Annotated in this window: 15 protein-coding genes; 6 read left to right on the top strand and 9 right to left on the bottom strand. The window is 34.9% G+C overall.

Going from position 1 to position 15383, the window contains the following annotated elements; all coding sequences use genetic code 11:
* Positions 1–431: 431 nt before the first annotated feature.
* The 5 genes from RMA94_RS13115 to RMA94_RS13095 form a co-directional block, all read right to left on the bottom strand.
* Positions 432–1556, bottom strand: a complete 1125-nt coding sequence (locus RMA94_RS13115; RefSeq protein ID WP_311083304.1) for an HRDC domain-containing protein — start codon at positions 1554–1556, stop codon at positions 432–434.
* Between the two features lie 332 nt (positions 1557–1888).
* Positions 1889–2485 (bottom strand): recombination mediator RecR, encoded by a 597-nt coding sequence (recR, locus tag RMA94_RS13110; RefSeq protein ID WP_086398987.1) that lies wholly within the window; start codon positions 2483–2485, stop codon positions 1889–1891.
* A gap of 9 nt (positions 2486–2494) precedes the next feature.
* Positions 2495–2824 carry a YbaB/EbfC family nucleoid-associated protein gene (locus RMA94_RS13105; RefSeq protein ID WP_002113538.1) on the bottom strand — a complete coding sequence of 110 codons (330 nt, stop codon included), beginning with the start codon at positions 2822–2824 and terminating at the stop codon, positions 2495–2497.
* A 265-nt stretch (positions 2825–3089) separates the two neighbouring features.
* On the bottom strand, positions 3090–3326 hold the full coding sequence (locus RMA94_RS13100; protein ID WP_311083300.1) for a hypothetical protein: 237 nt from the start codon (positions 3324–3326) through the stop codon (positions 3090–3092).
* 169 nt (positions 3327–3495) lie between these two features.
* Positions 3496–4683: an O-succinylhomoserine sulfhydrylase gene (locus RMA94_RS13095; RefSeq protein ID WP_311083298.1), complete on the bottom strand. Its 1188-nt coding sequence runs from the start codon at positions 4681–4683 to the stop codon at positions 3496–3498.
* Positions 4684–4819: 136 nt separating this feature from the next.
* Between RMA94_RS13095 and RMA94_RS13090 the strand changes: the two genes are divergently transcribed.
* Complete coding sequence (locus RMA94_RS13090) at positions 4820–5905, top strand: alpha/beta fold hydrolase (RefSeq protein ID WP_311083296.1); 1086 nt, start codon at positions 4820–4822, stop codon at positions 5903–5905.
* A 294-nt stretch (positions 5906–6199) separates the two neighbouring features.
* Here RMA94_RS13090 and RMA94_RS13085 read toward each other — a convergent pair whose 3' ends face one another.
* A complete protein-coding gene (locus RMA94_RS13085; RefSeq protein ID WP_311083294.1) occupies positions 6200–6667 on the bottom strand; it encodes a hypothetical protein in 468 nt (155 codons plus the stop codon).
* A gap of 854 nt (positions 6668–7521) precedes the next feature.
* On the opposite strand from RMA94_RS13085, the gene RMA94_RS13080 reads away from it, so the two are divergent.
* The 3 genes from RMA94_RS13080 to RMA94_RS13070 all read left to right on the top strand — a co-directional run bounded on the left by RMA94_RS13080 (position 7522) and on the right by RMA94_RS13070 (position 9584).
* Complete coding sequence (locus tag RMA94_RS13080; RefSeq protein WP_002122146.1) at positions 7522–7791, top strand: YARHG domain-containing protein; 270 nt, start codon at positions 7522–7524, stop codon at positions 7789–7791.
* Positions 7792–7808: 17 nt separating this feature from the next.
* Positions 7809–8222 carry an HIT family protein gene (locus RMA94_RS13075; protein ID WP_005069390.1) on the top strand — a complete coding sequence of 138 codons (414 nt, stop codon included), beginning with the start codon at positions 7809–7811 and terminating at the stop codon, positions 8220–8222.
* 255 nt (positions 8223–8477) lie between these two features.
* Positions 8478–9584: a porin gene (locus RMA94_RS13070; RefSeq protein WP_068611319.1), complete on the top strand. Its 1107-nt coding sequence runs from the start codon at positions 8478–8480 to the stop codon at positions 9582–9584.
* Between the two features lie 110 nt (positions 9585–9694).
* Here RMA94_RS13070 and RMA94_RS13065 read toward each other — a convergent pair whose 3' ends face one another.
* Both RMA94_RS13065 and RMA94_RS13060 read right to left on the bottom strand, forming a co-directional pair.
* Positions 9695–10285, bottom strand: coding sequence for a YidB family protein (locus RMA94_RS13065; RefSeq protein WP_130172715.1), 591 nt, complete (start codon positions 10283–10285; stop codon positions 9695–9697).
* A gap of 99 nt (positions 10286–10384) precedes the next feature.
* Complete coding sequence (locus RMA94_RS13060) at positions 10385–10846, bottom strand: DUF6231 family protein (protein WP_005069394.1); 462 nt, start codon at positions 10844–10846, stop codon at positions 10385–10387.
* 39 nt (positions 10847–10885) lie between these two features.
* Between RMA94_RS13060 and RMA94_RS13055 the strand changes: the two genes are divergently transcribed.
* Positions 10886–11755: a DUF2797 domain-containing protein gene (locus RMA94_RS13055; protein WP_004708933.1), complete on the top strand. Its 870-nt coding sequence runs from the start codon at positions 10886–10888 to the stop codon at positions 11753–11755.
* Between the two features lie 36 nt (positions 11756–11791).
* On the opposite strand, the gene lpxB is transcribed toward RMA94_RS13055, so the two are convergent.
* Positions 11792–12967: a lipid-A-disaccharide synthase gene (gene lpxB / locus RMA94_RS13050; protein ID WP_311083291.1), complete on the bottom strand. Its 1176-nt coding sequence runs from the start codon at positions 12965–12967 to the stop codon at positions 11792–11794.
* 220 nt (positions 12968–13187) lie between these two features.
* On the opposite strand from lpxB, the gene RMA94_RS13045 reads away from it, so the two are divergent.
* Entirely contained in the window at positions 13188–15323 is a 2136-nt protein-coding gene (locus RMA94_RS13045; RefSeq protein ID WP_311083289.1) for a TonB-dependent siderophore receptor, read from the top strand.
* Positions 15324–15383 lie beyond the last annotated feature (60 nt).

Raw genomic sequence — 15383 nt, 5'->3', positions numbered from 1 at the left:
TTATAAATTAAGTTACTTTAACTAAGCCATATCATTAAAAATAAAAAAGCCTACCCAATTGGGTAGGCTTTTCATTTCTGCACCGAAACAAACTTATAGTTATATATTATATAAATTGAAGTTGTTTTTCTTAAATCCAAGAATATACAGACCTGTATGTTTAATCAATTGAATTTTTCTCATTATATAAGTTAATTTAATTCATTATTGAAATTTCAAATTATATTTACTTTATTACATTATTTTATGAATTTTATTAGACTACATAATTATTTAGATAAACTAAAGAAAATCTATTTTTTGTATACTTAGATATTATAATTAGCTCATTTTAAATAGTAATTAATTAAAAATTTAACAGAATGGTTATGCTTTAGTTAAAAAGGCTCATCATATGATGAGCCTTTAAATTTCTAATTATTTATTGCATTTTAAATAGATAAACTTTGTTTTTCTTCTTGAAACAATTGGATTAATGGTTGCGTTAATAACTCATAACGCCATCCTAACAGATAGTCGGGTAAATCTCGTTCATCCCCTTGAGATAGAACATGTTGATGAATGGCGTTTAACCATTTTTTTCTCAGCAACACTTCTTTAGGAATAGAAGTCTCATTTATTGCATGAGCAAGCACCATATCCATTTTATTTAAAGTCTCTTTAGACGTAATCTTAAATGGTTTTGCAATCTTTGATGGCCATTTGCTTTCGACTGGCAAATCTTTAAGAAGCTCTAAAATCGTTTTGCCGTACTCGCGAACCACATTTGGACGAATATCTTTCACTTGCGATAGTTGAAAGCTATTGCGTGGGTTCTTTTCAACCATATCAATCATGGTTGAATTTCTAAGAATAAAACTGCGTGGCTGATTCGTTGCTTTCACAATGTATTCACGCCATTCGCTTAAATTTTGTAGCTGCATTAGCTGACGACGTGAGTGACGATAATTTCCCACATCGGTATATAGTAATTCGTTAGGGGTTTCACTAATGATTTCTTTAGTTAGACTACTACAGTCCTCAAGAACATAATTATAAAGCCCTTTCTGCTTAAGCTGCTCTTGAATATGATGAGCTAACTTCATTAGATACAAAACATCGTTAGCAGCATAACAAAGTTGTTGAGGCGATAAAGGTCTAGCTAACCAATCAGATCTGGTTTGATCTTTTTCAATATCAATATCAAGACAAAGTTTTAAAGCACCTTGGTAACTCACTTGCAGGCCATGACCTAAAAAAGAAAGACCCACTTGAGTATCAAATACATTAAGCAAATCTTCTTGATCAGCGTAATGATAGATTAAATCAATATCTTCTCCGCATGCATGAAAAATGTTTTGCTGTGCGAGGAAGATCTTTTTCCAAAACTGACTTAGATCTAATGAAACACCATCCAACAGATAGACATCACCATTTACATTGACTTGGCATACTCCAAGTTTAGGCCAGAGTGTATCAACCTTAATAAATTCTGTATCAAGTCCATATATTGAACATTGATCCATTTTTTGAAGAACATCAACCAATTCGGTTTGCTGTTGGATAAACTGAAACATGCTTTCTCAAGTATTGCAAAGAGTGCTTTAAACTCTGGTATATATAACATAGAAGCAGAAAAATGCCACTTAAACCTTTATGAATACTCTATTTTTGAACAAATTTTCGAAAATAGATAATTTTTTGATCTTTTATTTGTACTTTTTAAATTTATCTCCAAATGTTCTTTATTTAAAATTTATAAGATCTTTTTCATGCTTATATTCATATTTTGTTTAAAATATCTTTAATAATAAAATACAAAATAATATTTATGTTTAATAACTGAATTCAATTAATAAATTTAATCAAATTGATAGTACATTCATTAATGAAATAAGCATCGAAATACTTATTTCATTCTCATGCGATTATGTACTGCCTGACTTAAAGTATGGCTATCTACGTATTCGAGTTCACCACCCTGAGGTACACCTTGAGCAATACGCGTCATTTGTATTGGTAAATGTTTAGTCGCCTCTACCAAATAATGGGCTGTCGCTTGTCCTTCTACAGTCGCATTAGTTGCCAAAATGACTTCTTCAATAGTACCTTGGCTTAGACGCTGAATTAGGTAAGGAATACCAATTTCTTCTGGACCAATACCATCTAATGGAGAAAGATGACCACCTAAAACATGGTATTTTCCACGAAAGCTACCGCTTTGCTCAATCGCCATCACATCAGCTGGTGATTCAACTACACACAATAACTGATCATCTCGGTCAGTTGAGGCGCAAATATCACAAACTTCATTTTCAGTCAAAGAATGGCAGACATTACATTCATGTATATAACTTGAAGCCTCATGTAAAGCATGAGCTAATGCAAATGCCCCTTCTCGATTTTTCATCAAAAGATGTAAAGCCATACGTTGAGCCGACTTCGGACCAACGCTTGGCAATATACGTAAAGCTTGAACGAGTTGTTCAAATCTATCGCTAAACACTGAATTTCCTTAGAACATGCCCGCTAAGCCAGGTGGTAAACCCATACCAGAATTTGCTTTTTGCATTTTTTCTTCAGAAATCACTTCTGCTTGACGCACAGCATCATTTACTGCAGCAGCAATTAAGTCTTCTATCATGTCTGGTTCATCTTGAAGTAATTCTGGATTAATTTCGATACGTTTTACGATATAACGGCCAGTCATTGTGACTTTAACTAAACCACCGCCCGCTTCAGCGTGTACTTCAGTTTGAGCAAGCTCTTCTTTAGCCTTTTTTATATTTGATTCCATATCTTTTTGCATGCGCTGCGCTTGCTGCATAAGCATATTGATATTCATAAACCTAACTCCGTATCTCTATCAAATATTTCAAGTATTATTGATAGTCACATAACACTGCAAAACTTAAACTCTTTCTACTCCCCCTATAGATCATCAAGATCATTGAGGTTAGTACGTTTAAATCAAAATTAATCCGTAATTCTGACACAATAAATCAATGTTTTCTATTGGTATCTATGAAACTATTTTCTATGGTCAATCCACTATAAAGCTTTTATATAAAAAACTTTTGATGAATAGAAAAAAGTAAAATTTAGAAAAGTTACTGGGCAGCTTGTAGACTTTTATTGTTTGTTTTATATTCACTTAAGGGAACTTTCTTGAACGAAGTATTGGCTTTTTCTATTGAAAGATCAGCATCCTGAACAGATTTGTTTGCATCATTAATTAATAATACAGTTTCACTCATCTGTGTTGGTTCATTTTTTTGGGCAAATACTCTATATCCAACCAGACCAATTGCCCCTATCGTAACTAAAATAATTATTGGTTTAAGCATGACTAAAGACTCTCTTTGTTATTTTTATTAAATTTAGAACTTTTATACGTTGAAATTTTAGACTGATTTATAACAAAACGTAGACTTTTTATTGCTATTGTTGTTTATAAGTAACAAAAAAAAGCCACATTAAAATGTATGTGGCTTTTCCATAACAAACATAACTTAATTAGATTAAATCTAACCCACGCGAGATATCGCCAATAATATCATTAATATCTTCTAGACCAACAGAAACACGAATTAGACCTTCTTGAATACCAGCTGCTTCTTTTGCTTCAACAGAAAGTTTGCCATGAGTTGTGGTTGCTGGATGGGTAATCGTCGATTTCACATCACCTAGATTACCTGTAATCGAGATAAACTTAGTATTATCAATAACCTTCCACGCACCTTCACGCTCGCCTTTAACAACGAACGATACAATACCGCCAAAGCCATTTTGTTGTTTGGCAGCAAGTTCATGACCGTCATGAGGTGGTAAACCAGCGTAGTAAACCTTCTCTACCTTTTCATGAGTAGATAACCATTCTGCAAGAATTTGAGCACTCTCACAGTGTGCTTTCATACGTAAACGTAAAGTTTCTAGACCTTTTAAGAAAACCCATGCATTAAATGGGCTCATTGATGGTCCAAGCGTACGAACAACACCAAAAACTTCTTCTAACAACTGATGATTGCCAACAACAGCACCGCCTAATGCACGGCCTTGCCCATCTAGGTATTTAGTCGCAGAGTAAATCACAAGATCCGCACCAAACTTGAGTGGTTGCTGCAAAACAGGTGTACAGAAACTGTTATCAACCGCAAGTAATGCGCCATTCGCATGGGCGATATCTGCTAGTGCTTGTATATCTGCAATCTCAGCTAGAGGGTTAGACGGTGACTCAACAAAGAAAAGTTTGGTTTCAGGACGTACAGCATTTTTCCATTCGTCTAAATCACATAAATCAACAAATGTAATGTCTACACCAAACTTGGCAATATATTTTTCAAATAAGGCAACAACTGAACCAAAAACTGCTCTTGAGCAAATAACATGATCACCCGCTTTTAGATATGCCATAGCAACTGACAAGATTGCGCCCATTCCAGAGCTCGTCGCTACAGCTCGTTCAGCACTGTCTAAAGCTGCTAAACGTTTTTCGAACATCGATACAGTCGGATTAGTAAAACGAGAATAGATATTTCCTTGAACCTGACCAGAAAATTTTGCTGCAGCTTCAGCCGCATTTTCATATACAAATGATGAAGTCAAAAAAATCGGTTCGCCATGTTCGCCTTCAAAACTACGAGTATGTCCGGTACGAATGGCTAAAGTATCAAGTTGGTATTCTAAATCATCAGACTGGTGCATTAAATGTTCGCCTTTACTGGTCATGTACTAAAAAACTATCATCATTTTGAGTGTCTAGGGTATTTAAGGTCAAGGTAAACCTTAAAATTATCGCTTAGACTTTATTCAACTTTAGTAAATAGTTGGTAAAAGTAAGATGAAACGCTTAAAGTCCCTTGTCTCTGAACAAAGTCAAATCAAGCATCTCTCTACCCGACTATTTCACCCACAGACATTAGTATTGTCACAAAGCACTCCGTTCGAAGTGATTGGTGAATTTAATCAAACCCGTATACGTTATTACGCAGCTACTCAAAAACAATTTAAAGAACCTTTAGTATTCGTTGCTCCTTTAGCTATTAATATGGCGATATATGATTTATATCCTTATCGTTCTCTTATTAAATACTTCCAAAATGCTGGTTTTGATGTCTATTTGGTAGATTGGGGCCGTTTAAAGTTTAAGGACAGACATCTTAACTTTTTATCATTTATTGAAGATTTCATTCCTAAAGCCATACAACTTGTCAGAACACACTCCAGAAGTGAACAAATCTCGCTTCACGGATGGAGTATGGCAGGTATATTCGTCACTTTATATACAGCGCATAATCATCCAAATTATGTTAAAAATCTTATTGTTCTTGGTAGTCCAATAGACAGTTATGCTTCTGGTTATATTGGAAAACTCTACCGAGCCATAAACAACGCGATTGGTCGCAATAAAAAAATTCAAGAACGTATTTACTCTGGACTACCAAAACGTTTGATTCATAGCCCAGGAATTTTAAATTCTTTAGGTTTCAAAATTCTCGACCCTAAAGGCTGGCTCGATGGTCATATTCAATTACTTAAAAATCTTAATGATCTTCAGTTCGTACAAGAACATGCCACACTAAGTAGCTTTTTAAATAATATGATTGATTACCCGGGGGGAATTAATCAGGACATGTTGTTCAATGTTTGGCTACAAAATCCATTGAAGCGCGGCTTTATTGAGTTAAAAGATAAAAAAATTGAATTAAAAAATATCGACTGCTCTCTCTTAGTGGGCGCGGGTCGTAGTGATCAACTGGTTACCGCTGATGCAGCTCAACCATTAAGCCAGTTAACCAGTAGCCAAGATGTTACGTTTACTCTCATCCCTGGCGGACATTTAGGCCTCATGTCGAGTCAGGCAAGTGCATTGGAGTTCTGGCCACAACTAGCAAAATGGCTCACCGAACGATCAACGCAAATTTAATGATAAAAGTCATGATTCAATTCGTTGCATTTACTGGTTTAGGAGTAATTGATACCGTATAGCTGCGCATTGACTAATAATACTATTATTTTCATAGCTACTTACTGGCTTGTCTTAATAGTTTAAAAGTACTTAATTTAAATATAAAAAAACCGTTCAAATGGGCGGTTTATAAAATATAAGTCAATGAAATATATTTACTAAGAGTAATCAACTATTCTATTAAGTCATCTCATTTATGACTCAAATCTTTTTATATAAAAAGCATCTTAAGCACTTCAATTTTATTATTTTTTAAGATGTAGGAACTTTATTATTTTTTTTATAATCGGATGATTTAAAGTAATTTACAATCATCTGTGCACTTTTTTCAGAAGAAGCCTTTGCCTGCTCCAGTTTTGTTAAATAAGGATTAGTCACTATACAGCTCGGTAGTAAACTATTTGTAAGTGGTGGAAACTTTTCTCTTCCACCTAGAGTAATTTTTTCGATAAAACTTGCCAACCACATAATGTACTCACTTTTATTCTTATAAGTTGGCATTAAGCTGATATCGAGTTTAACTGTACATTCCTTTGCAGGCTTATTTAAACATTCTTCAAAATCAATAAAATTATATTTTAGTTTATATGAAGTGTCTTTTATCTCTAGTCGAATAATACTAACTAAGCTATTCAAATGCTCGATCATATCCTCTGAGAAAAGCTTTTGCTCTTCAAATTTTTTATAAACTCTTTCAGCAATTAGTAAAAATTGTGGCATCACCTATTCCTTTAATATTTAGTCTTAACGAATGACTAGATCCTTTAAGGAAGTATGATGGATATACTATTACTATATGTAAGGGTCTGATGCTATAAAGTAACGACTAGAGCAATTGTGAAAGTGATCCATCTATTTGATCACAAAAATACAATATCGTGTATGATAATTATCATTATAAACCGTTTATTTTTCATGATTTGAAATAACTTTAATAAAAAAAGCCTATTTCATTTGGAGAAATAGGCTATAAAAACAAAAAACTATCAAACGCAGCAATTATGGGCCATATAATAAGACTTTAAATATGTAAAATCAATACATCTTTCAGTTGAATTGTAAGCTAAAATAAAAGTCGAGAAAATTTTATCTTTGTTTTAATAAAAGAAGCCCATTTCCGTCTAAAATAAATGGGCCTAGTGAATTCCACCAAATCCTAAAATACAAAACGTGATAACTATCACGCTTTATTTTTTGATCATGTCATTAATATCTTTCTTTTCCATTGACCAAAATTCAAACTAAAACTGTCTTTTCAGTAAAAGATGAGTCGTGAATATGGCTTTTCTACGCCATTTTTAATTTTTTATTTAACAGATGCAAGACCTCTGTTACATTCATTACGAGCAATTACAAGGTGTTAGATCGTAGTTAAATTATCGAAAGATATATAAAAATTTAGTTAAGTTTTTGTTTTTATTGTTTGTTTTTAAAACATTGATATATAAATATTTTATTCATTTTTTGCCTAAAATACAAACCAAAATGACACTTGAGTAATTAATAGTCATTGAAATATTGGTAAGAAACCTTATATTGAGTACAGGTTCATACCTTTAACTGAGGAAAAGCTCATGAATAAATTTATGGTTGCAGTCTTTACTGGCATGGTGAGCATTGCTAGTTTAGGCGTACAAGCTGCAACACCTGAGCAAGAATGTCAAAAATTGCAAGATGATTACAATTTGATTTATGCGTCAAAAGGCTTTTGTTTTAAAGATCCTGATGCTAAAGAAAAATATGGTAATGAAAACTGTCATACGACGAAACCAAAGTTTTCTGACAAAGAGCAACAACGTCTTGACGCTATTAAAGAACGTCAAAAAGAATTGAAATGTAAATAATTTTAAAGGAATAATACATGGCATATGATGATCAAAATATCTTCGCAAAAATTTTACGTGGAGAACTTCCAGCGATAAAAGTCTATGAAGATGATCAAGTTCTAGCTTTTATGGATATTATGCCTCAAGCCGATGGTCATACATTAGTTATTCCAAAAACACCTGCTGTAACACTGCTGGACTTACCTGCTGAAGCAGCAGCCTATACTATACAAATTGTTCAAAAGATTGCTAAAGCAATGGAAAAAGCACTCAATTTGGAAGGTATTGTATTGATGCAACTTTCTGGAGCAGCAGCAGGACAAACTGTTCCACATGTTCATTTTCACCTAATTCCAACAAATGTGCATCATCTTGGACGCCATGCTGTGGAGTTAGGGGATCAAGAAAAAATTAAAGAATTAGCTGAAAAAATTAAAGCAGCTCTTTGATTTTTATATAGTTAAAGCGGAGTTTAGGCTCCGTTTTTTTCGTCTAAATACTATAAAAAAATGAAAACAACTAATTTATTTCTAAATTTTAAACGTCATAAAACTGTCATTTATTCTTCACTTCTCTGTCACAAAATTTGCCGATACTGCTTAGCAAGTTGGTGAGCTTTTGTAACTTTTTGTACATAAGTCAACTACAAAATAAATAGTTAGCTAGGCATACGCCATTTTTAAATACCTTTTGGAGAAATCTCAATGAAGAAATTGCTACTCGCTGCCGCAGTTGCAACTTTGAGCGTAAACGCGGTGCAAGCAGCGCCAACTTTGTATGGCAAACTAAATGTTTCTATTAACCAAGTTGATAATAAAAATTTCGATGGTAAAAGTGACGTTACCGAAGTTAACTCAAACTCTTCTCGTATTGGGGTTAAAGGCGAAGAGAAATTAACTGATAAGTTATCTGCTGTTTATTTAGCTGAATGGGCAATTTCTACTGATGGTTCAGGTTCTGATACTGACCTTAGTGCTCGTAACCGTTTTATCGGTTTAAAAACTGAAGGTGTTGGTACATTAAAAGTAGGTAAGTATGATTCTTACTTCAAAACAGCTGCTGGTGGTAACCAAGACATCTTTAATGACGATACACGTTTAGATATTACTAATATCATGTACGGTGAAAACCGTTTAGACAACGTGATCGGTTTTGAATTAGACCCTAAATTATTAGCTGGTTTAACATTCAATATTATGGCTCAAACTGGTGAAAGCACCTCTGATAGCAAACAAGGTGAAACTGGTAAAGACAGCAAAAATGATAGCTTTGACTCTGTATCAACTTCGCTTGGTTACGAAAACAAAGATATCGGTTTAGCAATTGCTGCTGCTGGTGACTTTGGTATTAAAGGTAAATATGCAGCTTACGGTCTAAAAGATGTTTATACCGATGCTTACCGTGTAACTGGTTCTTATGATATTGCTAAATCTGGTTTTGTTGTAGGTGCTTTATGGCAACACGCTGAACCTACTGATGACTTGACTGCATATGGTCAATCATATAAATCAGATGGTTCAATCGATAAAGCTGGCAAAGCTTACCGTGGTTTAGAAGAAGAAGCATATGCAGTAACAGCTGCTTATAAAATTCCTAACACTAAACTTAAAGTGAAAGCAGAATATGCTTCAGCTGAAACACAAGTAAGTGGTCAATCAGATCGTAAAATCGACTTGTACGGTTTAGGTCTTGACTACCAAATCAACAAACAAGCTCGCTTCTACGGTATCGTTGCTCAACAAAAACGCGACTGGATTAAAGAAGACGACAAACAAACTGTTGTAGGTACTGGTATCGAATATAACTTCTAATCAGTTATGTTTGATTCAGATCTAAAATAAAAGGGCTTATGCCCTTTTATTTTTTGTCCTGAGTAAAAAAAGCCGATATAAAACTTATCGGCTTTTTTAAGATTTATATCTTATTTTAAAAAACCACTTACAAGATTCATGACATTTTGAATATCTTGGTTTGCTTCTTGATGATTAGTACTGTCACCTTGAGGTGTTAAAGAGTCAATGACCTGAGGTAAGACCGATGCGATTGCACCATAAACTTGTTCTTTGGGCGCTTGAGCTTGCTCGGCAACTTGTTCAATGTCAGACGGATTAAATAGGCTCTGTAACTGTTGGGTAGGAACTTCGCTATTACTTTGATTTGGATCAACCCAACTTTGAACCTGACTTCCTAAACCAGCCCCTTTTAACTTTTCTAATGCAGCTTGTAAACCACCTTGTTGCTGTACCCAACCTAAAATTAAAGGCACAACTGCAATTAATAAACTTTGTACGCCGCCACCTGTTTGAGGTGTATTGTTATTGCCCGTCACTTGACCTAATACAGAACCTAGTACGCCTCCAAGACCACCTTGTGCGCCCGAAGAAGTATTGCCCCCCATTTGTCCTAGTACTGAACCTAAAATTCCACCTAAACCACCTTGACCTGATGCTTGCTGATTCCCACCTAAAGCCTGCTTAGCCAAAACTTCTACAATATTGCTTAAATTAGTCATGTGTAACTCTTATGTATGGTTTATACATGAGCATACGCGGATTCTTGTTAAGACAGCAAAAACCAAATTGTTAAATTTTGAAAGAGATTTAGGGCCCTTTTACCAGCGGAATTTATTCCAGTTTTCCGGGTTCGCCCAGAACTTTGAATTAAACCAGTCTGGAACATGTTTATAAGTCAATATATTAAATTGCCATAAAGCAAAATCACTATCATGTGAAGTTTTATCAATAAGTTGAGTAAAACCTAAAGAACGTAATAACTGCTCATCACTGCGTTTACTTACCACTACAATTCGTTTCGCTAATAAATCTCTTAGCTTTACTAATAATTGTGATTTTTGTACATCGCTGATGTTTTGCATTTCATCAGTATCAAACAATACAAAACCCAAGTCATAACGCTGAGTAAAAGGCAGACTTAAAAGCTCAGTTACGGTAAAATAGTGCCATTGAATTGCGTTATTCTGGTCAATTTTCTGGCCAATACAAAGTGCAGTATGAATGGGCTGTTCGTTTGATAAATCGTCTAGCATAGAAGTGATGACATTTTGTTCAGCCATAACTGCAACCCTTAATTGAAAGATGTGAGTTTAAACTTTATGGAACTACAAGGCATTTGCCATAAAATGCATGCAGGCCTAAAAGATGCTAGTGTAACTGATCAACAGACAACCAAGGCAAATGTTGAATACAAATTTGTATTAGACCGTTCAGAAATTGATCTTCCTTTTAATTTAGGACAAGAACTAGAAATCGAATGGACAGGTAATATTTATTGCACTTCTTGTGGCACTAAAACACCGAAGTCTTATTCTCAAGGTCACTGCTTTAAATGTTTTAAAACTAAAGCGGAATGTGACTTGTGTATTATGAAACCTGAAACATGTCACTATCATTTAGGTACATGTCGTGAAGATGACTTTGCCCATAGCGTTTGTTTCCAACCACATATTGTATATTTGGCAAACTCTAGTGCTTTAAAAGTGGGTATTACTCGTGTTAGTCATATGCCAGGTCGTTGGTTAGATCAAGGTGCAACTCAAGCCTTACCTATTTTAAAAGTTGGATCGCGCCGTTTATCTGGTCAGCTTGAAACCATGTTTGGTTCTTTAATTGCTGATAAAACAGATTGGCGCAAACTCCTCAAGGGTGAAGCTGAACCTTTAAATATGGTTGAACAACGTGATCAATTAATCGAAGAGTTCGCCCCTAAAATTCAAACTATTCGTGAAGAATTTAGTCAAAACCTTGAATTTAACGAAACGGTTGAACTACTAGAAAATGAATTGCCACGTGAGTTTGTATACCCAGTTGAACAATATCCTGAAAAAATTAAGTCTCTAAACTTAGATAAAACACCAAAAATTCGCGGTGTATTACAAGGTATTAAAGGCCAATATTTAATTTTTGATATTGGTGTTATCAACATTCGTAAATATACTGGTTACGAGCTGATTGTACGTGCCTGAGTACATTTAAAAAGCCCCTAAAAATGGGGCTTTTTTTTACTTTTCAAGTACTTTTAGGATTGTTTGGACTGGGTCTTCTGTATTTCCAGAAATAAGCTGTTTATGCATAGTTAAATGTTGCATCACTTGAATTTGAGCGGTTTCTATATTCATCAATTTTTCTATTTCAGCTGCTAAATTTTCAGGTGTGGCATCAGCTTGAATTAGCTCTTCAATTACTTTTTTACCCGCAATAATATTAGGCAAAGAGTAATAAGGAATTTTCACCAAGAATTTAGCAATTAAATAAGTTAACCAATGCAATTTATAGAATGTGACCATTGGGCGATGCATGAGCATGGCTTCTAATGTCGCTGTTCCAGAAGCTAAAGCAATAACGTCACTCGCATTCATGACCATACGACCAATTTTCGATTCATTATCCGTATTTTCTAAAATATGAATTTTTGCTTTTAATTGAGGCGCTAATTGTTCAACACCCTGCTCAATCTGTTGTTTACGAGCATCATTAATTGCCGGAATTAAAAATTGAATGTCTGGATGTTTGGTATGCAAAATATTGGCAGCCCCCAGTAACATAGGAAGAAGACGCTCTACTTCACCTTTGCGGCTACCAGGTAACAAGGCAATATGCTTCTGATTTTCATCAATACCCAATTGCTGTTTGGCAATTTGAATTGGATTCTCAAGTGGCAATTGTTTAGCTAGCGGATGTCCGACAAATGCTGCTGGAACTTCATATTGTTCATAAAAAACTTTTTCAAAAGGAAATAAGCAAAGTACTAAATCTATACTTTGTTTGATGCCATGAACACGCCCTTGGCGCCACGCCCAAACTGATGGGCTCACATATTGAACTGTTTTTATTGGAAGATTCTTTTCTTTAATACTTTTAGAAAGTCTGAGATTAAAATCTGGTGCATCAATACCAATAAAAATATCAACCGGATGTTGAGTCCATTGATTGATTAGACCATCACGCACGGCGAATAATTTTTTTAAATCTTTTAAGACCTCAACAATCCCCATCACAGATAGAGTTCCCATTGGGTAATAACTGTTAAAACCTTCAGCAATCATTTGAGGACCACCGATTCCCTCAAATTCAGCATCGATTCCCTGTTCTCGAAAACTACGCATAAGTTTCACACCAAGCGTATCTCCAGAAACTTCCCCAACTACAATACCTATTTTAAGTTTTCGGTTTGCCAAGGTGATTTACCCAAGAATTTGAAATAATGCATTCTAGCATAGAGGTTTATCAATCTTGAACTTGATCTATATGTACTTACCAAGAGAGGCCACAGCACAAGCTATCTAAAATTACACTCATTCACCATCTTTTAATCTAAATTAACAATGCAATTTGAATTGTAGCTTACATTTACAAACAATAAAATAAATGAGAATTATTTACATTATCTTTAATCTTATGAATATCCCACCTCGACCATTTAAGCTTTCCGTAATCGCCTGCGCGATTTGTTATGCAAACCTCACCTATGCCCAAGATGCACAGGTACAAGCTTTACAGACGATTCAAATTAAAGCATCAAATGCTGAACAGTCTTCTGAACAAACTAAAGCATATAATGTTAAAAATTCGAGTAGTGCAACCAAGCTTAATATTGAGGCTAAAGAAACTCCTCAAACCATTAACGTCGTTACTCGTCAGCAAATAGAAGATTTTGGTCTTACTAGTACTCGCGATGTTTTAAAAAACACCCCTGGTGTAACAGTATCTAATCAAGAAACTGAGCGAACTACCTATATGGCTCGTGGCTTTGAGATTTCAAATATATTAACTGACGGCGTGGGTTTTCCCCTCTCAGGTTATAACTATAACAATACGAATCCTGATACTTATTTCTATGATCGTGTAGAAGTGGTTAAAGGAGCTGACTCTTTAACTAATGCATTTGGTGATCCAAGCGCTACAATTAATAATATTCGAAAACGCCCGACTCAAGAATTCCAAGCAAGTGGTGGCGTAAGTTATGGCTCTTGGGATACGCAGCGTTATGAAGCTGATGTTTCTGGCGCAATTATACCGAGTGGAAAAGTACGTGGCCGTATTATGGGCTATGAACAAACTGGTGATTCTTACCTTGATCGGTATTCTTCTGAGAAAAATGGTTTCGCAGGTATTATTGAAGCTGATTTGACAGATAGTACTTTACTTACTGCAGGTTATAGCCAAGAACAGAATAAACCTAATGCAAATAACTGGGGTTCTCTGCCTTTATTAGATGCCAATGGTAAACAAATTTCATATGATCGCTCATATAATCCAAACCCTGACTGGGCGCACTGGGATAATGAGACACAAAATGCTTTTGTTGAATTAAAACAAAAAATTAATGATCTATGGACGGCTAAACTGACTTATAACTATCTTGATACCAAGCATAATAGTCGTCTTCTTTATTATTATGGTTATCCAAAAGCTGATGGATCAGGCGTTTCTCTAACCCCTTGGGGCGGTCAAGAGCACCAAGAAAAACATGCTGTCGATTTTAATCTCGAAGGAACATATAAACTTTTCAATCGAGAACATGAGGCATCTTTAGGCTACAGCTATGTACGTAGTCATCAGCAAGATAAACAATCTACAGGAACGATTAACGATAGTAACATTATAAAATCAACCACTACCTATTGGTCAAGTTGGACACCACAATCTATAACTTGGTCAGATTTCACAGAAGCTGCAAACTATAAGCAGAATATTAATTCCATCTATGCTGCGACACGCTTACATCTTAATGAAGATTTAAAACTTTTACTTGGTGCAAACTATGTCCAAGCTGAAAGTAAAGGTGAAAGTTATGGTTCACCAATGTCATATAGTGAAAGTAAAGTCTCACCATATGTTGGACTAACTTATAACTTTACACCTGAATATACAGGTTATATGAGTTACACCTCAATTTTCCGTCCTCAAACTGGTATTGATAAAGATACCAATCAAGCTTTAAAACCTATTGATGGTAAAAGCTATGAAATGGGCGTAAAAAGTTCATGGCTAGATGACCGTTTAACAGGAACACTTTCAGTATTTAAAACTGAACAAAATAATTACCCACTACGCAGCTCTGATGGAAATCCACTTAATCGAAAAGTACCAACGAGTGATTTAGAGTCACAAGGTGTAGAGGTCGGTCTATCAGGTCAAATTACTGATAACGTAAATCTTTCTTTCGGTTATGCTCAATTTAGTATTAAAGATACTAAAAATGGTGGCGAGGCAAGAACCTACAATCCAAACCAGACACTTAACTTGCTAACCACCTATACTCCGCCAGTTTTACCTAAGCTGAAAGTTGGTGCAGGTTTACAATGGCAAGATGGGATAAAGTTATATGATTCAAATGTAAACAGTACGATCAAACAAGATGCATATGCTTTAGTCAATTTAATGGCAAGCTATGAAGTCAATGATCATATTACGCTTCAAGCAAATGGTAATAATATTTTTGACAAGAAATATTTAAATAGTTTCCCCGATGGGCAAGCTTTTTATGGCGCTCCAGCCAACTATACAGTTGCTGTAAAGTTTAAATATTAATACCGTAGCCAATCCCAATTTAGGGATTGGCTTTACTTATTATTCTTTGTTTATGTGTCA

It is taken from the genome of Acinetobacter sp. V115_6 (assembly GCF_031799025.1).
Taxonomy (GTDB): domain Bacteria; phylum Pseudomonadota; class Gammaproteobacteria; order Pseudomonadales; family Moraxellaceae; genus Acinetobacter; species Acinetobacter pittii.
This window is presented reverse-complemented; position numbering and strand designations above follow the sequence as displayed.

Coding starts and splice junctions, on each gene's coding strand:
- RMA94_RS13090 (WP_311083296.1), top strand. CDS start 4,820: ATGAAACGCTTAAAGTCCCTTGTCTCTGAACAAAGTCAAATCAAGCAT.
- RMA94_RS13075 (WP_005069390.1), top strand. CDS start 7,809: ATGGCATATGATGATCAAAATATCTTCGCAAAAATTTTACGTGGAGAA.
- RMA94_RS13045 (WP_311083289.1), top strand. CDS start 13,188: ATGAATATCCCACCTCGACCATTTAAGCTTTCCGTAATCGCCTGCGCG.
- RMA94_RS13080 (WP_002122146.1), top strand. CDS start 7,522: ATGAATAAATTTATGGTTGCAGTCTTTACTGGCATGGTGAGCATTGCT.
- RMA94_RS13070 (WP_068611319.1), top strand. CDS start 8,478: ATGAAGAAATTGCTACTCGCTGCCGCAGTTGCAACTTTGAGCGTAAAC.
- RMA94_RS13095 (WP_311083298.1), bottom strand. CDS start 4,683: ATGCACCAGTCTGATGATTTAGAATACCAACTTGATACTTTAGCCATT.
- RMA94_RS13055 (WP_004708933.1), top strand. CDS start 10,886: ATGGAACTACAAGGCATTTGCCATAAAATGCATGCAGGCCTAAAAGAT.
- RMA94_RS13115 (WP_311083304.1), bottom strand. CDS start 1,556: ATGTTTCAGTTTATCCAACAGCAAACCGAATTGGTTGATGTTCTTCAA.
- RMA94_RS13105 (WP_002113538.1), bottom strand. CDS start 2,824: ATGAATATCAATATGCTTATGCAGCAAGCGCAGCGCATGCAAAAAGAT.
- RMA94_RS13085 (WP_311083294.1), bottom strand. CDS start 6,667: ATGCCACAATTTTTACTAATTGCTGAAAGAGTTTATAAAAAATTTGAA.
- RMA94_RS13065 (WP_130172715.1), bottom strand. CDS start 10,285: ATGACTAATTTAAGCAATATTGTAGAAGTTTTGGCTAAGCAGGCTTTA.
- RMA94_RS13100 (WP_311083300.1), bottom strand. CDS start 3,326: ATGCTTAAACCAATAATTATTTTAGTTACGATAGGGGCAATTGGTCTG.
- RMA94_RS13060 (WP_005069394.1), bottom strand. CDS start 10,846: ATGGCTGAACAAAATGTCATCACTTCTATGCTAGACGATTTATCAAAC.